Origin of the sequence: Bradyrhizobium sp. BTAi1 (assembly GCF_000015165.1) — a bacterium.
GTDB classification, from domain to species: Bacteria; Pseudomonadota; Alphaproteobacteria; order Rhizobiales; family Xanthobacteraceae; genus Bradyrhizobium; species Bradyrhizobium denitrificans.
This window is the reverse complement of sequence record NC_009485.1, coordinates 7601185-7623087: the sequence shown is the minus strand read 5'-3', so window position 1 is coordinate 7623087 and position 21903 is coordinate 7601185. Positions and strand designations below refer to the sequence as shown.

General features: G+C 61.9%; 18 protein-coding genes. 16 read left to right on the top strand and 2 right to left on the bottom strand.

The genetic code is table 11. From position 1 onward, the window contains the following. Window positions 1–83: 83 nt before the first annotated feature. Window positions 84–674 carry a hypothetical protein gene (locus BBTA_RS40450; protein ID WP_160166475.1) on the top strand — a complete coding sequence of 197 codons (591 nt, stop codon included), beginning with the start codon at window positions 84–86 and terminating at the stop codon, window positions 672–674. Here BBTA_RS40450 and flgF read toward each other — a convergent pair. Then, on the bottom strand, window positions 658–1398 hold the full coding sequence (gene flgF / locus BBTA_RS34005; protein WP_006022558.1) for a flagellar basal-body rod protein FlgF: 741 nt from the start codon (window positions 1396–1398) through the stop codon (window positions 658–660). The genes BBTA_RS40450 and flgF overlap by 17 nt on opposite strands. Before the next feature lie 164 nt (window positions 1399–1562). Here flgF and BBTA_RS34000 point away from each other — a divergent pair, with 164 nt between their 5' ends. After that, entirely contained in the window at window positions 1563–1871 is a 309-nt protein-coding gene (locus tag BBTA_RS34000) for a hypothetical protein (RefSeq protein WP_006022559.1), read from the top strand. A 502-nt stretch (window positions 1872–2373) separates the two neighbouring features. On the opposite strand, the gene BBTA_RS33995 is transcribed toward BBTA_RS34000, so the two are convergent. Then, window positions 2374–2700: a hypothetical protein gene (locus tag BBTA_RS33995; RefSeq protein ID WP_012047055.1), complete on the bottom strand. Its 327-nt coding sequence runs from the start codon at window positions 2698–2700 to the stop codon at window positions 2374–2376. A gap of 193 nt (window positions 2701–2893) precedes the next feature. Between BBTA_RS33995 and BBTA_RS33990 the strand changes: the two genes are divergently transcribed. From BBTA_RS33990 to hisC, 14 genes are all read left to right on the top strand, one after another. Further along, window positions 2894–3772, top strand: coding sequence for a sulfurtransferase (locus BBTA_RS33990; protein WP_012047054.1), 879 nt, complete (start codon window positions 2894–2896; stop codon window positions 3770–3772). 223 nt (window positions 3773–3995) lie between these two features. Beyond that, window positions 3996–4988 carry an ABC transporter substrate-binding protein gene (locus BBTA_RS33985; RefSeq protein WP_168167938.1) on the top strand — a complete coding sequence of 331 codons (993 nt, stop codon included), beginning with the start codon at window positions 3996–3998 and terminating at the stop codon, window positions 4986–4988. A gap of 32 nt (window positions 4989–5020) precedes the next feature. Further along, entirely contained in the window at window positions 5021–6388 is a 1368-nt protein-coding gene (locus BBTA_RS33980; RefSeq protein ID WP_012047052.1) for an NtaA/DmoA family FMN-dependent monooxygenase, read from the top strand. Beyond that, window positions 6388–7185, top strand: coding sequence for an ABC transporter ATP-binding protein (locus BBTA_RS33975; RefSeq protein ID WP_041751072.1), 798 nt, complete (start codon window positions 6388–6390; stop codon window positions 7183–7185). The genes BBTA_RS33980 and BBTA_RS33975 overlap by 1 nt, the downstream gene beginning before the upstream one ends. A gap of 17 nt (window positions 7186–7202) precedes the next feature. Further along, complete coding sequence (locus BBTA_RS33970) at window positions 7203–8063, top strand: ABC transporter permease (protein WP_012047050.1); 861 nt, start codon at window positions 7203–7205, stop codon at window positions 8061–8063. 40 nt (window positions 8064–8103) lie between these two features. Continuing rightward, window positions 8104–8943 carry a sulfurtransferase gene (locus tag BBTA_RS33965; protein WP_012047049.1) on the top strand — a complete coding sequence of 280 codons (840 nt, stop codon included), beginning with the start codon at window positions 8104–8106 and terminating at the stop codon, window positions 8941–8943. A 42-nt stretch (window positions 8944–8985) separates the two neighbouring features. Further along, window positions 8986–9789, top strand: coding sequence for an SDR family NAD(P)-dependent oxidoreductase (locus BBTA_RS33960; protein WP_012047048.1), 804 nt, complete (start codon window positions 8986–8988; stop codon window positions 9787–9789). 764 nt (window positions 9790–10553) lie between these two features. Continuing rightward, complete coding sequence (locus BBTA_RS33955) at window positions 10554–11261, top strand: flagellar hook assembly protein FlgD (RefSeq protein ID WP_012047047.1); 708 nt, start codon at window positions 10554–10556, stop codon at window positions 11259–11261. A 724-nt stretch (window positions 11262–11985) separates the two neighbouring features. Then, window positions 11986–13686 (top strand): flagellin, encoded by a 1701-nt coding sequence (locus BBTA_RS33950; RefSeq protein ID WP_041751071.1) that lies wholly within the window; start codon window positions 11986–11988, stop codon window positions 13684–13686. A 211-nt stretch (window positions 13687–13897) separates the two neighbouring features. Next, the gene (locus BBTA_RS33945; protein WP_012047045.1) at window positions 13898–15298 is read left to right on the top strand and encodes a flagellar hook protein FlgE; all 1401 of its coding nucleotides are present in this window, start codon (window positions 13898–13900) and stop codon (window positions 15296–15298) included. Between the two features lie 33 nt (window positions 15299–15331). Beyond that, window positions 15332–17131, top strand: coding sequence for a flagellar hook-associated protein FlgK (gene flgK, locus BBTA_RS33940; RefSeq protein WP_012047044.1), 1800 nt, complete (start codon window positions 15332–15334; stop codon window positions 17129–17131). An 8-nt stretch (window positions 17132–17139) separates the two neighbouring features. Next, a complete protein-coding gene (locus BBTA_RS33935; protein WP_012047043.1) occupies window positions 17140–18906 on the top strand; it encodes a hypothetical protein in 1767 nt (588 codons plus the stop codon). Further along, window positions 18903–20039, top strand: a complete 1137-nt coding sequence (locus BBTA_RS33930) for an AraC family transcriptional regulator (RefSeq protein ID WP_148221557.1) — start codon at window positions 18903–18905, stop codon at window positions 20037–20039. Before BBTA_RS33935 ends, BBTA_RS33930 begins: the two co-directional genes overlap by 4 nt. A gap of 774 nt (window positions 20040–20813) precedes the next feature. After that, window positions 20814–21881, top strand: coding sequence for a histidinol-phosphate transaminase (gene hisC / locus BBTA_RS33925; RefSeq protein WP_012047041.1), 1068 nt, complete (start codon window positions 20814–20816; stop codon window positions 21879–21881). Window positions 21882–21903 lie beyond the last annotated feature (22 nt).

Below are 21903 nucleotides of genomic sequence, written 5' to 3'. Positions count from 1 at the left end.
GAAGTGGAGAGCCCGCTTGGAATTCCCCGGCACTTCGTACTGGATATTGCGGTCGATCAGTTTCGGCGCGAATGCGAAATCGCATGGATGAAGGAAAAGCGGCTGGGAGTCGTTTTTCGAGGAGGCTGATCGGTAAGATTGATGAATTGGGAGGAGAGCTTCCGATGCTGAAACTAGCCCTCGCGCTGGCGTTTTGTCTTGCCGCCGCGGACGCTCAGGGCAGAGCCTCCGGCGCCGCTCAAGGCGGCTGGTCGAAACTTTCGGCTGCGCAAATGCATCGTCTTCCCGGGGTTGTCCGTCTGGCGCTTCATCAAGTACAAGCGGGGTGCGGGGCAGATGCGATCAGGGTCAAAAACGGCTTTGCAACATATTTGCCGATCTCTGATGGGCGACAGGTCATAACGATCCACTTCGAACATGTTGAATGCGGCAACGGTCAGCTTTGCGCGCCTGAAGGATGCCTTCACCGCGTGCTCTTCTCGGGCGCTGACGGCAAGATTCAGCGCGAAATCTGGCGGGGAAAAGTTCGCGAAATCGATACGGCGTTCTTTGCTGGCAGTCTGCTTGTCGAAATCGATTGCAGCCAAGGAGACAGCATTTGCAAGCGCCAGTTGAAGTGGAACGGCAAAAGCTTGCAGATCTCGACAAGCAGTGGAGCTATTCGGGCACGTTAGCGAGTTTGCTTATTTCATTGATATCCTGCGAGTCTTTCAGCAGCTTGCTCGCGACTTCATAGGACCGGTTGAGCTCGGCCAAGCGGCTCATCTCGATCGTCGGCTGAACATTTGATTGTTCCAGCATGGCTTGCAGTACCGTCGCCGAGCCCGCATTCGCTTTTGGCGGTTGAGCGGACCGAAGCAAATTGCCTCCTGCTGCCTCTAGCCTTGCGCCGGGGTCAAAGCTGACAAGCTTCAGTTTTCCGAGTTCTACTTGTTGCATTGAAACACGGCCGGAGGGGTCGATTGTGATCTCACCCGCTCGGGGAGGAACGGTTATAACGCCCTTATCGCCAAGAACGGGCAGACCTTCCAATGTCACCAGACGGCCCTTGGCATCCAAACTAAAGGAGCCGTCGCGGGTGTATCGCTCCCCCTGGCTCGTCTGGATTGCAAAATACGCATTTCCGTTGATTGCCAAGTCTAGCGGATTGCCGGTAGACCGGAAGGCGCCGGACGCAGAGGATGTAAAAGGCAGCGCCGCATCGACCAGCGACAACGGGCGTTCGGGCTTTTCACCTATTTCGGGGGGCTTGTCGGGCTTGAGATACTCTTGAAAGGCAAGCTGCTTGGCACGATAACCCGTCGTTTGGCTGTTCGCCACGTTGTTCGCGGCAACATCGAGCCGGCGCTGCAGCGCCATCAATCGCGAGAGACTGATGAGAGTGGTTTCTCCGACCAACTGAACCTCTGCGTTGCCGAATCAATGCAACGTTAATCGGAATTAGGGGTTGCGCCAAGATCAGAACTGACGCACCCAGCGCGAGTGTCCTGAACAGGGAATTTGGCCATTGCACGAACGTGATGTAAGCCGGGTGCAATAGTAACAATGGCAGGAGACATTCGATGGCTGGCCCTAAACATACCAAGCCGTCTGCTGACCCTTTCAGCTACGAGGATTTGGACACCGCGCCGTTTATATATTTTGACATTGTGCCCGTCCACGGCACGATGGGCGGCTGCTTGCAGATCGAAGTTGCCGCCCGCGTTTTGACCCCGGCACCGGGAGGAAAGGTTGAAGTAAAATTCCTGACCACCGGACGGTTGAGGTGCACCAAGGCGGCCGCAGCCAATCTTCGCGACGCGATAGATTTGGGATTGCGCATGATTGATCAAACCGAACAAGGTCCCGCCATCGCTGCAAAATTGAATTGAAAGGGAGACTTTGCAGACCTACCGCTTTAGGATGACGCAAGCCAGTCAACCGCGATAACACGACGCCCATCGTGGTTTGAATTATTGCGGCGACAACGTCGTTCAAAGATCGGTAAGTCCGTTGGCGCCAAAGTGCTGGTATGGGCACACGCGAAAACGCATCATCGTTTTACGTCAGAGGTTCGTTCGTGGACCAGCCTTATTGCTAAGCAGGTGTAGGAAATTATATCAGAATTTCAATAACATAAGAGTTCGTAGTTTTATTCTGAATGGCGCGCCATTCGTTACTCATCTACGAACCCGGGGCCGCGGCGGCCAGGACGGCCATTTCGCCCGCGTCCTTGATGCCGGGCCACGGTGTCATAAGCGCGACTATGCTGATGAGAGACTGCAGGTAGATTTAATTCGGTATGCAAAATCTGCAAGCCGATTGACATCCAGTTGTTCCCCGCCTCTTAGCAGTTCTCGCTCGCCATCGGCGCACGTTCGATCATGCGAGCTTCTATTTCGACCATTCCGATGAGAATGCGACGAAGGCCCGCTTTAGCACGTCGTTCTCCGCCTGGAGTTTTTCGATCTTGCGACGGAGGACGTCCAGCTCTGCGCTGACGTTCTCCGGAAGGGGATTGCCGCCGGCCTTGATCGGCTTGCGTGTTCCCAGGCGCTTGGCGTCGGATTGCCGCACCCACAACCGCAGCGACTGCTCGCCGACTTTGAGTTGCTCCGCGACTTCCCGAAAGATCGTCCGGTCACGCGGATTGCGAACCCGGCGACGATCGACCATGGCGACGGCCTTTTCGCGAATTTTCTTCGAGTATTTGCTGTTCAACTGGGATGAACTTTCCTACTCGGACGAAGGCCTGGACGAATAGCAATACTTTGCGCTCGGCTTCGTGCAGGACTACCCTTAGGAGAGAAAATACGCTCTTAAAGGAGCGGACCTTTTCTAGTTAGAAAATCTAACTAGCAAAAGTGCCGCCGTAAAGGCCCGTAACGTACTGCCGGCCGAAGAGGACACGACGATGAGTGACTATCCGCCGCTGGTATCGGTTGAGTGGCTGCGCGACAGGTTGGACGATCCGAACGTCTTGGTTCTCGACGCGAGTGTCTATCTCAGTCCGGCGCAGGACGGGCATTCGAGAGGCGAATTCCGCAGCGGCCTCGATGAGTACCTTAAGTCGGGGCACATCCCCGGTGCGCGCTTTGCCGATTTGTTCACCGAGTTTTCCGACCCGACGTCGCGCTTTCCCTTCACGCGTCCGCAGAGAGAGCAGTTCGAGGCGGCGGCTCGCAAATTGGGCATCACTCCGGCGACGCATGTCGTGACTTATGACGGGCTGGTGGGGCAGTGGGCAGCGCGGCTCTGGTGGGTCTTTACGACCCTCGGCCATGATCGCGTGAGCGTGCTCGATGGTGGACTGCGCAAATACGTCGCGCAGGGCGGCCGGCTGGAGACCGACATCGTGCCCTATCAAAAGACCAGCTATCGGCTTCCAGGGCCGCCAAAGGACTTTGTGCGAACCGACTTGGTGGCGGACATCGTCGCCGGCCGAGCCGGCGGTCGTCTCGTCTGCCTCCTGCAGCCCGACGATTATTCCGGCGCGATTGCCGTCCGGAGCCGGGCCGGTCATATTCCCGGTAGCGTCAATCTGCCTTTCACGCGGCTGGTCAACGAGGCCGACAATACGTTGCTTCCGCCGTCGAGGCTCCGGTCTCTCATCCAATCGGTCACGCCGCTCGAAGGCGAACTCGTCGTGACCTATTGTGGCGGCGGCATCGCGTCCACACTCGGCGCGCTCGCAATGGCGGTGATCGGCTACAAGAATTCTCTCGAATATGACGGCTCCCTTGCGGAATGGCTCGACGATCCCGGCCACCCGATGGCGACTGGAGAAGGTTAGCGCCTCACGGCCTCAGCGGGGGCGGTCGGCCCGCACGACGTCGTGGCATCACGAGGCCACGCAGTCGAGATAGGCATCGCCATCTCCATCGCCGCCAAAACATGAAAAGCGATTCCATCGCGACGCCAATCTTTGCAACGCGCGCTGTTTAAAATTCTAATTAGAATTTCTAATATCCCCTGCGCCTCGCTCATCGGCGATGTCTCGTAGCCAGGGGATTTTCATGGACCTCAGATCTAACCTTGCCGCACTCACTGCGGTGGCATTCGCGCTGCTGCCGGGGTCGGCAACGCGCGCCGAGGAAAGCCTGACCACCCTCCGGATCTCCGCCGTCTCCGGATCGGTCATGCCGCAGGATTTTCGCGCCGGGATCGCCCAGGGGATTTTCGCCAAGCATGGTCTGAAGCTGGAAATCGCCGAGCTCGCAACAGGCGCCAACAACATCACCGCTGCGATCAACGGCTCAGCGGATATTGGCTATGCAGACATCTTCGCCGGACTGTCTTCGATCAAGAACGGCTTCGATATTGGTCTCGTCGCGCCTCACAACGGCATCAGCCCGTTCCAATTCCTTCTCGTCCGCGATGACAGCGATATCCGCTCCATCAATGATCTGGGCGGCAGAAATGTCGCGCTGGGAGCGCCGCCCCAGTTCAAGGCGATCACGTCGGCACAGATTAAGGCGCAGGGCGGTGACCCGTCCGCGGTCAAGTTCACCATTGTGCCGGACCAGACGACATTCGGTGCGGTGCTGCAGAGCAAGCAGGCCGACGCCATCGCGACGTCCTCGGCAGTCAATGCCTACAAATGGATTAATCAGTTCAAGTTTAGGACGGTCGGTGCCGTCAACACGCAGAGCCTCAATCTCTCGGATGGAAGCCCGATCGCCGGCTGGTGGGCGACGCGGGGCTGGTACGAGAAGCACGAGGACCTCGCGCGCCGCTTCCGTGACGCCCTGCGGGAAACCATCCTCTGGTACGGGACGCTGCCGAGGGAGAGGCGGGTCGAAATCATCAAGACTCAGACCGGTGTCGATCTGGTGGCGCTGGATAAGGAGGCGCCCGGGGTGCTCGATGCCGCAACGGAATATTTCGGCTTCGGCACGCCGGTCGATCTGAAGAAGTTGGCCATCTGGGTCGAGATCGGAGCGCGATACGCCAAGGTCCCGAACGACCTTGATCTCGATCGGCATGTCTTCCCGACCGCGAAGAACTGACCTGTCCGCGAACCAGAATCGAGAGAGGCGCGATGACCACTCCAACCCGTACTGTGAAGCTCGCCTATTCCGCCTGGCCGACGGGCCGGCATGCCAGCGCTTGGCGTCTCCCTGAGGCGTTCAACGGCGGCACGGTCGATCCGGTCTATCTGACCGACACGGCTCGCGCCGCCGAGCGTGGCCTGTTCGACTATTATTTCATGGGCAACGCAATCTCCAGCACCCCGGAAGCGCAGCTGATCTGGCACAACGACGTCCACAAGCTGGAGGGTTTCACGGTCGCCTCCTACGTCGCGGCTGTCACGCAGAAGATTGGCCTGGTGGTCACGGTCAATAGCTCCTACCAGGATCCCTTCGATACCGCGCGCGCGATCGTTTCGCTCGATCATCTCAGCCGCGGGCGCGCCGGCCTGAACATCGTGACGGGCCTGGAGGGTATCGATGCGCCGGCGCAAAATTACGGCCAGATCAGGCATCTCGCCGGAGATGAGAAATACCGCAAGGCCCATGAGTTCATCTCGATCATCAATCAGCTCAGCGACAGTTGGGAGGACGGGTACTTCCGCGACGATCGTGCCAGCGGCGTTTTCGTCGACGCGTCGAAGGCCCACACCATCGACTTCAAGGGCGAATTCTTCTCCGTCAGGGGGCCGCTGAACCTTCCTCGCCCGCCGCAGGGCCAGATCCCGATCGTCCATGCCGGAGGTTCGGAGAGTTCATTCCGCTACGGCGGGCAATATGCCGATATCCGGTTCAGTCCGTTCGTCTCCACCGAGTGGAACATCGACTATTATGCGAAGGTCAAGAGCTACCTGGCACTGTTCGGGCGAAACCCGGAGGAGTTCCATGTCATCCCCGGGATCACCTTCTACGTCGCCGGCACCGACGCCGAGGCGCATCGCAAATTCCGCGAGGTGCAGGATCTTGTCGTCTCCGACTATGCGCCGGCCCATGTGGCGACGGTACTCGGACGCGACCTGAGCGCGGTCGATCGCAAGGAGCGGCTGGTCGACGTCCTGGACGACGCCGAGTTCGAGAAGAATAAGTGGCTGCGCACCGCGCTTGATGCCTTCGGCGACGAGAACGTCACCTTCCTCGACCTGTTCCACTACGTCTCCAACAGGGGCCACCTGAACCAGCCGCCCGTGGTCGGCAGCGGCAAGAAGGTGGCGCGCTGGATCGCTGATCATTTCGAGGCACGGGCTTTCGACGGGATCAAGCTGTTTCCACCCTATGCGCGAGGCCCTCTGGATGCGTTCGTCGACTTGGTGATTCCGGAGTTGCAGCGCCTCGGCGTCTACAAGACCGCGTACCAGGCCGACACGCTGCGCGGACACCTCGGCCTGCCAAAGCCGGCGAACCGCTTCTCGGCGCCGACGGCGGAGGCGGCGGCGGAGTGATGACATCCGAAGGTGTTTCCATTCGAGTGTCCGCCGTCAGCAAACGCTACAGGAGCGCTCGCGGCGAAGATGTCACGGGCCTCTCGCCGGTCAGTCTTTCGATCGCCGATGGTACCTTGGTGTCCATTGTGGGACGCTCCGGCTGCGGAAAATCGACCCTGCTGCGTCTGGTTGCGGGGCTCGAAGCGCCGAGCGGCGGCGGCATCGCCGTTCATGGGTCTCCGGTCTCGCGGCCGCCCGACAGTGTGCGGTATCTGTTCCAGAACTACGGGGAGTCGCTGCTTCCGTGGCGTACAGTCGGTGGAAACATTCAGTTCGGATTGCGACACGCCTATCGCCGGTCGATACTGACGGACCGCGCGGGAATCCGCGCGGTCATCGACGAGAAGCTGGCCGAGGTCGGTCTTGCGGGGACCGCCGACCGATATCCGTCGGAGCTGTCGGGCGGAATGCAGCAGCGCGTGGCAATCGCCCGCGCGCTGGCCTCCGAACCGCAGATCCTGTTACTCGACGAGCCGTTCTCGGCGGTGGATGCGCTGAGCCGAGCCAATCTTCAGGACCTTCTGCTTCGCATCTGGCAGTCTCATGCGCTGACGATCGTCTTCGTCACCCATGACATCGACGAAGCACTGTATCTGTCCGACCGCGTCCTGGTTCTCGAACCGAATGGCGGCGGGCTCCAGATGGACGTCGACGTGCCGCTGCCGCGTCCACGGCACCAGATCGAAACGCGTCGCGCTCCCGCATTCGTGGAAATGAGAAGCGACATCCTTAAGCGCGTCCTCGCGCCGAACTGACATGAACGGAGGCCACGATGTCCTCGCACGATGAAGCTGCTGGCCGTCTGGGGCTTGGCGCGCTCAGCAAACGCTCGCCGGGGCCGGCGCGGCCTGGAGTCGTTCTTCTGGCACGGAGATACTTTACGAGCAGGGCGTTTGGCTGGTCGATCGTCCTATTGGCTCTGGGGGCCTGGCAGATTGCCAGCACCCTTCACCGGATGCCGCAACTTCCGCCCCTGACAGACATCGGCGCGGTCTGGCTCGATCGTGTGCAGAACGGGGATCTGGTTGCTGCGGTGCTCGAGACCTTGAGAATCACCGTGATCGGCTATGCATTCGCAACCGTCACGGGCGTTGTGCTGGGCTTTCTGATGGGGCGTGTTCCGGTCGTGTGGGGTGGCGCCGAACCCGTCGTGGAGATCCTCCGCCAGATCCCTATCACCGCGCTGCTCCCCCTGCTGATCCTGTATCTTGGCATAGGCGATAGTTTCAAGATCGTCATCGTTATGCTGGCTGCGACGTTTCCGATCCTTCTGAATTCCTATGCCGGCGCGCGCAGCATCTCCAAGACGATGGCGATGACGGCCCAGACCTTCCAACTGAACTGGATCCAGACACAGATCGAGATCGGCTTGCCGGCGGCACTTCCCTACATCCTCGTCGGGATGCGTCAGGCGCTCGCGGTCACGTTGGTGATCGCCGTCGTTACCGGAATGCTGGCCGGCAATAGCGGCATTGGCTACTTCATTCTCGAAGCGCAGCAGGTTCTCGACGTGAAGGCGCTGTTCGCCGGCATCTTCACCATCGCGGCGATCGGTTACGTTCTGAATGCGCTCTTTCTGATGGTCGAACAACGGCTCACGCGCTGGCGGTCGCTCGGATCGGCCCGCCACTGACCGAACCCGCGAACAATCCGCTCAAACCCGGGACAAGCCGATGACGCTTCATCCGTCACTGCGATCGCCGAACACCATCAGCGTTGATGAGCTGGCCGCGCAACTCACCGCAAACCGCGATATCGCTCTGATCGACGTGCGCTTCACGCCGGGCAAGCCAGGGCGGCGGGACAGCTATCTCGAGGCCCATCTTCCAGGCGCTCTCTATATCGATCTGCCGACGGAACTGGCAGACCCTGTGGCGCGCGCCGAGGGAGGCGGAAGCAATCCGCTGCCGGATCCGACGCGGCTCCAGGCCGATCTTCGCCGGCTGGGCATCGGCAGGTCCTGCTCGGTCGTCGTCTATGACGACAGCAACGGTGCACCGGCGGCGCGCGCTTGGTGGGTGTTGAGGTGGGCCGGCATCGCCGACGCGAAGCTGCTCGATGGTGGACTGAACGCCTGGAAAGCCGCCGGTCTGCGGCTCACCAGCGGAGAGGTCCTGCCGCGACAGTCGAGCGACATCGAGGTCAGGGCCGGCGCGCTTCCGTTCCTTCAAGCCGACGAGGCGGCCGCGTTTCCGGCGAAAGGAACGCTGGTCGACGTGCGGCCGCTCGCGCAATTCGGCGCTGACGGGACCGGGCACATTCCCGGAGCGAAGAGCTTTCCGGCGGAGCAGCTTCTCGGCCCCGACAAGAAGCTGCTCGCCAGATCGGAAATTGCCGCTCGGCTGGAGCAGGCCGGCATCGACATCGCCCGACCGCTTGCCACCTATTGTGGAGGCGGCATCGCTTCGACCCTTTTCGTCCTCGCGCTTGCTGAGATCGAAAAGGAAGTGAGCTTGTATCCGGGCTCTTGGTCGGAATGGATCGCCGGAGGCAGGCGACCGATCGAACGTTGATCATCGAATTGCGGAAACGCGGCCAATGAATGGGAGCGCAGCATGAGCATTCAGGACATCTTTGCAGTCAAGGACAAGAAGGCGCTGGTTACGGGCGGTGCCAGCGGGATCGGCCTCGCGATTGCCGAGGGTTTGGCGGAGAACGGCGCTGTCGTCGCGATCGTTGACCGCAATAAAGAGGCCTTGGAGCGCGAGATCGCGCGGCTGATCAGCCGCGACCTCAGGGTGTCCGGGGTCCATGGCGACGTGGCGGCCGACGGGTTCGACGCGACGATCGAGGCCGCGATCGCGGCGCTCGGCGGTGTCGATATCGTGTTCGCCAATGCCGGGATCAGCGGCGGTTATGGACCAGGCGTCGGCGGCAATGACGCCGGCCTGCTGCAGAATATTGATCTCAAATCTTGGAATCACACCATCGGCGTCAACCTGACCGGCATCGTCTCAACCTTGAAGGCGACGATCCCGACTCTGAAAGAACAGCGCTCCGGGAAGATTGTGGTGACCGCTTCGATCGCTGGGCTGCGCGCCAATCCCTCGATCGGCTATTCCTACACGGCTTCGAAAGCCGCCTTGGTTCTGCTGATCAAGGAACTTGCCCTGGAACTGGCGCCGTTCGGCGTGCAGGTCAACGGTCTGGCTCCTGGACCGTTCAAGACCAATATCAATGGCGGTCGTTTCTTCGACCCGGATAACGCGGCACGCGAGGCCGCAACAGTCCCGCTCGGCCGCCTTGCTCAGCCGCACGAGATCAAGGGATTGGCGCTGCTGCTGTCGTCCGATGCCTCCAGCTATATCACGGGCGCCGTCATTCCGATCGATGGTGGCAAGACCGCAGGCGGCAATTAACTCCTGCCGAAGAACACCGAAGATATGATGCTGACCAAGATCTCACAGAAGAGTCACGACCGGAGGGGCGCGGCCGGTTCGAACGCTCGTCGACCGCGGACGAGTCGATCGGGAAGCGACGGAAAATTAATACGCAGTATCAAAAGCGTAAGAGATCGTGGCTTTACTCTGAATACGCGTATTTTGCATTATTGAGACGCAGCGGAAGCGAGGGTCCCTTCCAACAAGCCGGCGTTCGGACGGCCCTGTGGGACGTCCCTGAACAGATGACAGGGGGCATGACCGATCGCTTCCCATCATGACCGAGGTCCGTTGCTGGCCGATGCGCCAGGAGCCTCGCGCAGGAGAGATGGCGGTCGCGGCCGCTGGGACGACGGGATCATCAATCGTCCTTCATAGTCATCGAGGCATCTCGGGCAGGGCGGCAGCGTACGGCGCGTACAGTCAGCAAAGATCGCGTTGCGAATGATGAAGCTGATCTCATTCGCACCTCGGCGCGCGCTTGTCTGTAGAGAGACGCGCGTCGTATCGGCACGCGAGCAACGGCTACGCGCTTCGTCGTCGGATATCCGTCCTCTACAAGGATGAAGGGAGAGGCTTCCTCCACCAACGATGAGTGAGTCGGCCTAGCCGCAACTAGCCGTATCGGTTCTCGCCGTAATGTTGCCGCAAGCTAGGAGGTGTGGACTGACAACATCGAATCGATCTCGCGCGCGCAATCCCATGATTGCGGGTCGCGAGTACTTTGAGGCCGTGAGCACGAGATGGGCATTGAATCGACCTCATCACCTCAGAAGGCAGTCGCCACAGGGTCAAAGACCGGCACAGAGGAGCCGGTCAAGCCGTCGGCCAGCGCACGGACGGGAATCGCAGACAATTTTCAGTCATTCCTGACGCTGCTCACAACGCAGCTCAATCACCAGAACCCTCTCGATCCGCTCAACGTCAATCAGTTCACCCAACAGCTCGTCCAGTTCGCGCAGGTCGAGCAGCAGCTCAAGGGCAACACGCTTCTCGAACGGCTCGTCGAGGCTCAAAAATCGACGCAATCGACACAGGCGTTGATGCTCGTCGGCAGGACGGCAGTGGTCGATGGCAGCGAGGCCAGCCTCGCGAAGGGCGGCTCCGCCGTGTGGAACCTGAGATCCCCCAAGAGTGCCACGGCCACGGTTTCGGTGAGGAACGTGACCGGTCAGTTGGTCTATTCCGCGACCCGTGCATTGAACTCCGGCGATACAAGCTTTGCTTGGGACGGTCAGGCGAGCAATGGTGCGATGTGCCCTCCCGGCCAGTACAAATTGGTCGTCGATGCGAAGGATATCGGCGGAAAGCCCATCGCCGTGGCGGCAGAGGCGCAGGGCGTCGTTGAATCTGTCGACCTCACCAAGAGTCCAATCATGCTGTCGATCGGCGGTCGGAACTATCCGCTCGACAGTGTCAGGCGGGTGATCCACGCGAGCGCACGGGTCTAGATGTCGACTTCTGATATTGCGCCGATGCCGCCTACGACGAGCAAGGGCCTATCGATTGTGTGTAGGCATCGGTGCGTTTCCGGAGTTTCGGCCTTCCTGACACGCGCGTACCGCTAGCGAACGACGCGGCGTGCTGTTCTGTTGGCGGCCGAGAAGCCGGCGTAGCGTACAAGATCGGCCTGACGGCGGATGCTGTGGCGTCAACCGTCAGGGCCTCGGATTGTCGTGCTCCGCAAAGCCGGTGGTGCGATCGCGTGCGTCTCGCGACGAGCAAATGCCGCGACGAGCCCTCTCGCTCTTCGGGCCAGTCGCAAGTCGAATTGATTAAGAGCGCTTTAAGTCAAGCCTGTCAGCCCGCCGTGTCGGCAAGTCAACTATCTTGTCGCGACTGGCGCAGTGGTCGCGCAATCGTTGATTGAAGTTCGCGCGGCTCGGTCGCCCTCTAGATCCAGCCTCATCAGCTAATAATCCCAGGACATTCGCAGTCAGGGCAGTCGCGCCGGACCGTGCGCCGTGCCGCGCCTTCGTGCGTCGCATGCCGATGAGCATGAACTAACGACGACATCGATTCTCGATCGATAAGTACAAAAAGTACCTCGATGAGGACGGAGGGTGTCAAAACGGCGCGTGGAGGGCTCGAGGAATTTCGATGTCGTAAATAGTCCGGGGCGAGGCTCACGCTCGTCGCATGAAGCGGCGAAAAGAGAAGAGAAAGATCTCAGCCATGCCCTCCGAAATCACACTGTCTGCTGCCACGCGCCAGAATTTGCTGTCGTTGCAGGACACAGCGTCCCTGCTCGCGACGACCCAGTCGCGCCTGTCGACCCAGAAGAAGGTCAACTCCGCACTGGACAACCCGGTGAACTATTTCGCGGCGCAGAGCATGACGGCCCGCTCCGCAGACCTGATGTCCTTGATGGACGGAATCTCGAACGGCATCCAGACCATCCAGGCTGCGAACCAGGGCATCACGCGCATTCAGGGGCTTGTCGACTCCGCCAAGAGCACCGCGCAGCAGGCGCTTGCGGTTCAGAACACGGCGTCCGGCTCCGCTGCGACGGGCGCGGTGGTTGCCGCATCCAGCGGCAAATCGCTGCTCGGCCCAGGCACCGGCGCTGCGGCTGATGGCACTCACGACTACAGCGCGGCATCGGCGGCCTCGGTCTTCACCGTCACCGACAATTTCGGCAATGCCACCACGGTCTCGCTGGATCGCTCTCGCCTGGCGCAGAGTGTGCGAGACATCTCGAAGGTCACGTCGACCGAAATCCTCACCCAGATCAATCAGCAGCTGAACCAGGCGGGCGCATTTGCAACCGCGTCGATGACGAATGACGGTCGCCTGACGTTCACCTCGACCCTCACGGGCTCGGATGCGAAGCTCACGATCTCGGGCGGCGGCGCCACCAACACGGTTGATGTGGGCTTTGGAACCGGCGCACTGACCGCTGTCGCCGCGTCCGGCATCGATGCGACGGATGGCTCGGCCAAGGCGAGCGTCACGGGCGCAGCGATCGGCGCGCTCGGAACGGCCAGCAATTTCGACCTGACCGCTGGCGACGCCTCCATCACGGTCCAGCTCGGCAATGGTCTCACCAAGACCATCAATCTGAACAAGACGGCCGACGCAGCCCTCGGCGTGGCCACTTTGAAGGCTCAGGATATCGCGGCCGCGATCAACCGTCAGCTCAATGCCGATACCGGCATTTCGGGCAAGGTGATCGCGACCTATGACAATGCTGCGGGCACGGTTTCGCTTCGTACGACGGCCTCGGGCGGCGATCAGAAGCTGACGGTGACCTCGGCCGCTGCGAGCACGAAGGACATCGGCTTCGGTACCGCTGGAGACGCAACGAAGGCGAGAACTGCGGCTGGCGCCGGGGCGACCGCAGCGAACGGAACCAATCAGCGCGCGGCTTTGGCGCAACAGTTCAATGAACTGCTGAACCAGATCACCATGGCGGCGCAAGACGCGCGATTCCAGGGCGCCAACCTGCTCTACCGCACCGGCAGCGATCCGAAAGAAAACACGCTGCACATGACCTTCAACGAGAAGGACACGAGCTATCTCGACATCAAGGGCGTCAAGTTCGACGCGTCCGGTCTGGGTATCACTCAGTCGAGCGGCAACTTCGCGACGAACGACGAGGTCAAGACCGCGCTCAGTCAGTTGATGAATGCGTCATCGACGCTGCGCAGCCAAGCCTCGACGTTCGGCTCGAATCTGACGGTGATTCAGAACCGGCAGGCGTTCACCAAGAACATGATCAATATTCTCGATGTGGGCGCAAACAACCTCACGATCGCCGATCTCAACGAAGAAACTGCAAACCAGAACGCGCTGAGCTTGCGCAACTCGCTCGGCATTTCTGCCTTGTCGCTCGCCAACCAGGCGCAGCAGGGCATCCTCCAGCTTCTCCGCTAGCGCGTTGATCTTCGCATCGTCATCACGCGCTCTGAGCGCGTGATGACGGGGCAGCTCACGCATATCCGGGAACGTGTCGATGATGTCCTGCTTCTCGTTGCTTCGCGCGCGGTGAAGCCGCGGAGCACACGGGAAAAACAACGACGGGCGGCCGGCAGGCCGGGCGCCCAAAACCATCCCTCATCTCCAATCTTCGATACGAGACAGAAAAATGAGCATCTCGACCGCTCTGTTGACGGCATTCAGCGGCATGAAGGCGCAGTCTTACGCGATGGCCAACATCTCCGGCAACATCGCCAATACCCAGACGCCAGGCTACAAATACGTCGACACAAGCTTCTCTGATCTCATCAGTTCGCAGACCAGGAAGCAGGCGGTGGCGGGAAGTGTCGTTGCGGAAGCGAGGTTCACCAACTCGGTCCAAGGGGCGCTTCGCGCGACGGGCACGTCGACCAACATGGCGATCAATGGTCCCGCGTTCTTCTCCGTCCAACAGAAGACGGGTGACAGCAAATTCTCCGGAGTTCCGCTCTACACGCGCCGAGGAGACTTCACGATCGACAAGGACGGCTATCTGATGAACGGGGCCGACCTGTATCTGTTCGGGACCAATCTCGATCCCGCGACCGGGAGTGCAGTCTCGTCCGGCCCGATCAGGATCAACAACTCCAACATGCCGGGCCGGCAGACCACGAGGATCGACTACGGCGCCAATCTGCCGAAGGCGCCGGTGACGACGGCGGGGTCGGCCGGTGATTCCACGCCCTACGCGGTCGCCACTGCGATCGTGACCGATCCGACGCTGGCCACACCTGATACCAGCAAGAAGGTGCCTGCGGCGCAGGCGCAATCCTTTCTCGATAAGTCGCTTCCAGGCCCCTCGCTGACGATGTATGGCGCCGGAGGCACGCCCGTGTCGGTCTCGACACGTTGGGCGAAGGTGCAGGACGCCAACGCCGCGGCCACGCCCCCGAAGAACGCGACCTGGAACTTGTTCTACGCGTCGAGCTCGACCGGGTCGAAGGCCAGCGACTGGACCAATGTGGGGCACGCCTTCGCCTTCGATGGCGCCGGAAAATTCGTGCCGCCCGCCGCTGCTGTCGTGGCGGGAGATGGAAGTGTGGCGTTGAAGATCCCGCAATTGACCGTCGACGGCGTCAATTCGGGCGATGTCACGCTCAGCATCGGCTCGGGTGGCCTGACGCAACTGGCGACGTCCTCCGGCGCTGTGACGACCAACACGCTGGCTCAGGACGGCTACCCGGCGGGAAGTCTCAAAAGCCTCTCGGTTACATCCGAGGGAACGATCGTCGGCACCTTCACCAATGATATGACCGCTGCCGTGGCTGTGGCCGGCGTTGCGAACTTTGCCAATCCGAACGCGCTCAAGCCGGCGTCCGGCGGCAGCTATGAGCAGACGCGCGACTCCGGTCCGCCGATCGCCGGCCTCAATGGCGCAACCATCGTCGGCGGCAATGTCGAGGCCTCCAACAGCGATGTCGCGGGCGAATTCTCCAAGCTGATCGCGACGCAGCAGGCCTATTCGGCCAACGTCAAGGTCATGACGACCTCCCAGCAGATGATGTCCGACCTGCTCAACGCGATCCGCTGATCGTACGCGCTGCTGCTGGACCGGAGACGCCTGATGTTGACGAACGCCTTCAATACCGCAACCGCGGGTCTGCAGACGCTCCAGGTCGCCATCGGAACGGTCTCGCAGAACGTCGCCAATTCCGGCGTTGCCGGATACACGCGGCGCGTTGTGTCGACGGAGTCCGCAGGGCCCGGCAATTCCGGAGTTGCGGTCGCCAGGATCGACCGCACCTTCGATGAGATGGCGCTGAAGCAGATGCGGCTCGAAAGCGCGCATGCGGCCTATGCGTCGGCCAAGGCCGACATCCTGGCGCAGATCGACAAGCTCAGCGGCAAGCCAGCTGATTCCAGCGCGCTCGATGCTCGTCTCAATGGCCTCGCCAAGTCGTTGCTGGCGTTGGCTTCGAATGGTGCGTCAGCGAGCAGCCGCAGCACGGTCGTGGACGCGGCATCCGTTCTTGCTGACAAGATCCGCGGGATGGCGGATGCCCTTCAGGCCATGCGTGACGGTGCCAATAAGCGGCTTGCGGCCGAAGTGTCCGCCGCCGACGGCTTGCTGACGTCGATTGCGGATCTGAACATCAAAGCTACCACCGTAACCGACGACGCAACACGCGTGGGCATTCTTGATCGCCGTGACCAGCAGATCACGGAACTCGCCCGCTATATGGAAGTGAAGTCGATTCGTCAGCGCGACGGCGGTGTCACTCTGATGACGGCGTCGGGTCTGACCCTGGTCGAGCGTGGTGCTGCCACGAAGCTGTCCTTCATCGATCGGTCGCCAGCGACCGGCGGCGGTGCGATCGTGGCCACCCTGCCGGGCGGAGTTGGGCTCGAGCTCGATGCCTCGGCGGTCTCATCAGGCTCGATCGCAGCCAATCTGGAGATTCGCGATGCCATTCTGCCGCGCACCCAGCGTCGGCTCGACGATCTCGCGTTCGGGCTCGCCCAGGCGTTCACGAATACGACGGTGACCGCCGGTCGCCGTGGCGCCGGCTTCGACCTTCGCCTGGATGATGTCGCCCAGATGCAACCCGGCAATACGATCACGATTGCGGTCGGTTCGGGCGACACGCAACGCACCATTGTTCTCGTCGCATCCAATCTCGCTTCGAAATCGCTGGACGTTGCGCAGCCGCCCGGCCGCGTCCAGACGTTCGCGATCCCATCGGCTCCGGCGACGTCGCAGGCCTATGCCGCTGCGCTATCCACGGCGATCTCGGCCGCCGCACCGGGCCTGACGGTGACAAGCGGCGGCTCCAATAGCATCACGGTCGGCGGGGCCGGCATTCAGAGCGTGACAGCTTCCGTCACCCAGCCGAAAACCGCGGGCGACCTCTCTGGCGGCTATCCAAAGCTCGCTGTTTTCGTCGATGGCGCGGCGAATGCGCTGGTGAACGGGGCGATGGATGATGGTCCCCAGCGTGCGGGATTGGCTGCCCGCCTCGCGGTGAACACGGCGCTGAAGGCCGATACGTCGGCCCTTGTTGCCGTGGGCTCGTCACCGTCGGCGCTGTCGCGTCCGCAGGCCCTGTACCAGGCGCTGACCTCCGAGAAGCAGGGCTTCTCTTCGCCGAACGGCAGCAGCAACCGGTCCCCCGCCATGACGACGGTGATCTCGTTCGCGCAGGACGTGGTGGCGGCCGCGGGCTCCGAAGCCGCGGCCTCAGCCACCGTTGCCGACCAGCAAAACGTCGCAAAGGCCAACGCCGATGCCTGGTTCTCGAAGGGGGCGAGCGTGAACATCGACGAGGAGATGTCGCGGCTGATTGCGCTGCAGACAGCCTATGCAGCCAATGCTCGCGTGCTGACCGCAGCCCGCGAGATGATCGACCTTCTGCTCAGGGCGTGAGGCTTGGCATGACCACGATCTACCCCAGCATCCCCGCGAGCAGCTACCCGATCGGTCGCAGCGCAGCCGACCTGATGGCGCTCAAGCAGCAGATTGATCAATTGTCGTCGCAATTGAGCAGCGGCCGGGTCGGCGAGACCTTCGCCGAGCTGGGTGCCAGCCGATCGGACAGTCTGAGTGCCCGGGCGATGCTGAGTGCGCTGGATGGCTATGATGTCGGAATCACGAGCGCCCAACCGCGGGTCCAACTGATCTCGACCAGCGTCGCGCAGATCTCGAAATCGGTTGTCACGCTGCGCAACGCGTTGGTGAGCAACAATCCCGGACCAGGCGCCAGCGAGGCGCTTGCACGGGATGGACTTGAGAGCACGATCGCCGCTCTCAATCAGCAGATCGGTGGCCGCTACGTGTTCGGCGGACGAGAGGACAGGATGCCGCCCGTCGCGAGCGCCGCCGTGCTGCTTGACGGCGACAGCAGCGACCCTGCAAAGCCATTGGCGGGACTCAAGGCCCTGGTGGCGGAGCAGACGCGGGCCGACAGAGGTGACGGCACCGGCCGGCTGGCAGTGTCAAGGCCAAGCCCGACCAGCGTCCAGCTCAGAGAGGATGCCGACCCCGGAGCCCGAGCGAACTTCGGCTTCACGCTTGCTGGCGCCGCCGTCGTGTCGAGCAGCTTCGCGACTGTGAGCCATTCGGCCGGCACCATCGACGGCGCCGTGCCGCAATTCGCGCAGGCTCCGCTCCCGAGCGACCGTTTTCGCGTGGTGGTCAATCAGCCGTCCGGCGGACAGAAGACGTATGACCTGAGCGGCGCCGATCTGGCTGATATCAGCTCGCCGGCCAATGCGGCGTCCTCCCTGCTGGCGCTGCTCGGCAACGGCAAGATCGCCAGCGTCCAGAGCGCGACGCCCCCCGGGCTTCAGGCGACGTTTGCCACCGGCGGTACAGCCGGAGCGCTGACCATCGATGTTGCACGCCAGCCCGCGGTCGGTGACCAGCTCTCGATCAAGCTGGCGCTGCGCGACGGAACTACCACCACTGTGACCCTGCAGGCGCAGTCCAGGGTCGATGCGGACTCGGCGTTGGACTTTGCCATCGGCGCGACCCTGACGGAGACCGCGCAGAACATCTCCGAGTCCTTGCGCCGCGCCTTGGCTCGCGCGTCCGATACAGTCTTGGCGGCGAGCTCGACCGTGCGCGCGACACAGGATTTCTTCGCCGGACAGAGCGCGCCGGGACTTGCGGCGCGGCGGATCGATTTCAGCGCAGCTACGCCCGCCTACGCGCAGATCGCATCCACCTCGACCGTCACCTGGTATCGCGGCGAGGGATCGACCGCGGCTCCGCGCGAAGCGGTGGTCGTGCAGGCGTCGTCGACCAGCGCGTTGGCCGTTGGCGCGCGCGCCAACGAGGACGCCCTTCGTTCGGCCCTGGCCGGGTTTGCATCCGTTGCCGCGAGTGGATCTGGAACGACAACCGCGGCTTCAACTGAGCGCTCGAAGTCGCTCGCATCCCGTGCACTGGCGCTGCTACCCACGCGAGAGGCCGTCGACGGGATCACCAATGATTTCGGGCTCGCCCAGGCGGCGCTCTCCGAGGCCCAGTCTGAAAACAAGGCGATCCGCGCAATCCACCGGACCCAACTTGACCGTCTCGAGAGCGCTCCGGCCGAAGCGGTCGTGGCTGAGCTCGTGAGCCTGCAGAACAGATTGCAGGCGAGCTACCAAGTCACCGCGATGATCTCCAAATTGTCCCTGGTCAACTATCTCCGATGATCAGCGCTTCATCTCCCGCCCAGGAGGCGGCACCTTCGCAACTCGAACGGCGCTGGTCCGGCAAGTCCGGTAATGCCGCGGTAATGCGCCGGCGGAATATGACTGCGACCGACGAATCGGGCGCTGCAAATATGCCGCTCAAATTGATAGATCTGAGATCCTCAGAAGCGGACGATGATCAAATCCGGCTCCGGACGTGGCAGGAGCTCACGGCAAGCTTGTTCGTCACCGATCAGGCCGTTGCGGCGCAATCGGTCTGCGATATTTTTCTGCGCTGCTACCACCTGGAGCGGATGCTCTTCTTCGACCATAGAGCCTGCGCGCATCGGGCGGAGCGCACACAGTCGCAGATCGTAACGCAGGGTGTCGACCACATCTTCATTGCGTTACAGACAGCCGGTGCCACCCGGATGGCGCATGTCGACGGCGAGCTTGTTGCGACGCCCGGCGATTTTGTTGTTCTCGACCTTGCGCGCAGCTTTCGTCTCGCCACGGAAGGCATGTCTGCTATCCAGATCTGCATTCCCAGGCGCCATATCGCGCAATATGCCGGCCGTCCAAATGCGCCGGCTGCAAGGGTTCTGCCGTCACGCGGCAATCCGCTGCTGAAGCTGCTGGCCGATCATTTGTTGAATATGCGGGCATGCCTGACGCGCGCCGACGCCGAGCAGAGAAATCATCTGACCTCAGCGGCGCTTGCGATCTGCAACGCGGTCCTGACTGCGGACGATGAAGATCGCGGCGACGATCTTGCGCCGGCTGAGATCCAGCTTCGTCAATTCGTCGCGCAGAACCTTCATCGGCCCGATCTTGGCGTGGAACTGCTCTGTGCGACGTTTGGTCTCTCTCGGACCCCGTTGTACAAGCTGTTTGAGGCCGATGGTGGCGTCGCGAATTATATCCGAGATCGGCGCATGGCCCATGCTATGCGGATCTTGGCCTGCGCCGATGGTGGAGCCGCACAGCGCGTCTCGACGGTTGCTTACGCCTGCGGCTATCAATCCGAGAAGATCTTCAGCCGTGCCTTTCGTCGCCGGTACGGCATCAATCCCAGCCAGGTGAAGCGGGCATTTCCGCAGGTCTCCATCCGGCCCAAGGGCGCGCTTCTGGCCTCGTGGCTTCAGAACCTGTGATCGCGCTAGGCGGTGTGCCGTCATATTCCGGTAATGTCCGTGTCTCGATAGAGGACGCGTGCAACGTGTCTGCAGCAGGACGATGTCGGGTTGCGGCGTCTCTCGAGATAGGCGGCTTTGACCACGTTGCATCTTGGTTGTTTGTACTGCTGCAAGCCTCGCCGCGTGCAGATGGACGATTTGCGTTCGCCAGCCGCGTCGGTTTAGCCGATGCAACCATGGTGGCAGGCTGTTCGGGAGGGCGTATCCCACGCCTCCTGAACAGTCTCGCAGGCCCTCGATGTTCTGACGCTGACAATATTCTGATCCCGAAGGTGAGTGGGCGAGTGATTGCAGCCGAGTGAGCGGCACGTCGGATCGATCGCTGGTCTGCCGCTGATCGGTCGGCGAGAACCCCGGCGTCATCCTTGGCATGCTGCCGACGGTCTGCTCTCGCTGCGCGGGAGCCCTGTGCAGACACCAAGGCATCGAAACGGCTTGGAGCCGTGCTCGCATGTGTCCGGGCGGCGGTATCTTTCATCCACTGCTGGCGCGATGCGGAACCGACCGGCCGTTCTTATCCCGCGGCAATGTGCTGCCGGAGAGGGCAGGTCATTGCGCCGCACCGCGCGATTGACTAGCGTACGGTGAGATCATGTTCAATGCTGGTCTCGCAGCCACGCGTTCGAGGCCTTCCGGACGCGCCTTTGGCCGTTGCCCGCCAACCGCTGTGTCGCGATCCGCTTCTTTCCGGTCGAACTGTGTCGGGCGTCGCGGGTCCGCAGGAGGAAAGTCTTGAGCCGTTTCTGGTCAGAACTCGCCCGGGGGCTGTCGCCTTATGTTCCGGGCGAGCAGCCGCAAATTCCGGGCCTCATCAAGCTCAACACCAATGAGAGCCCGTTCGGTCCGTCGCCAAAGGCCATCGAGGCCATCCGAGCCGCCGCGGCCGATACGCTTCGGCTCTATCCCGATCCGCAGGCGACGCGGCTGCGCGAGGTGCTGGCGGCGTATCACAACGTGGCCCCGGAGCAAATCTTCGTCGGCAATGGCTCGGACGAGGTGCTGGCCCACGCTTTCGCGGCACTGCTGAAGCAGTCGGATCCATTGCTGTTCCCGGATGTGACCTACAGCTTCTATCCCGTTTATTGCCGGCTGCTCGGCATCGACCACACGACGGTTCCACTGGATGCCGAGATGCGGGTGCGGGTCGACGACTATCTCGGCCGCACTGGACCGGTGATCCTGGCCAACCCGAATGCGCCGACGGGCATCGCGCTGCCGCGCACGGAGATCGCGCGGCTGGTGTCATCGCGCCCCGAGGTTGCCGTCGTAATCGATGAAGCCTACGTCGATTTCGGTGCCGACAGCGCCATCCCGCTGATCCGCGACCACCCGAACCTTCTGGTCGTTCACACCATGTCGAAGTCGCGTGCGCTCGCCGGGCTGCGCGTCGGCTACGCCATTGGCGATGCCGAGCTCATTCAAGGCCTGACGCGGGTCAAGGACAGCTTCAATTCATATCCGCTCGGGCGGCCCGCCCAGGCCGGCGCGATCGCCTCGATCGAAGACGATGCGCATTTTCAGCAGGCGCGTGCGGCCATCATGCGGAATCGCGACGACCTCACGGCCGCACTGGTTCGCCTCGGCTTCGACGTCCTGCCATCAAGCGCGAATTTCGTCTTCGCCCGTCATCCGGATCGTTCTGGCCGGTCCTTGGCTGCGGCCTTGCGCGAACGCGCGGTGCTCGTCCGGCATTTCACGGCGTCCCGCATTGCCGACTACCTCCGGATCACAATCGGCTCGGAAGCGGAGCTGGCGCGCTTGACGGCGGCGTTGCGCGAGGTTCTGGCGCAGAACAGCTGATTGCACTGCAGTCAGCTCACAT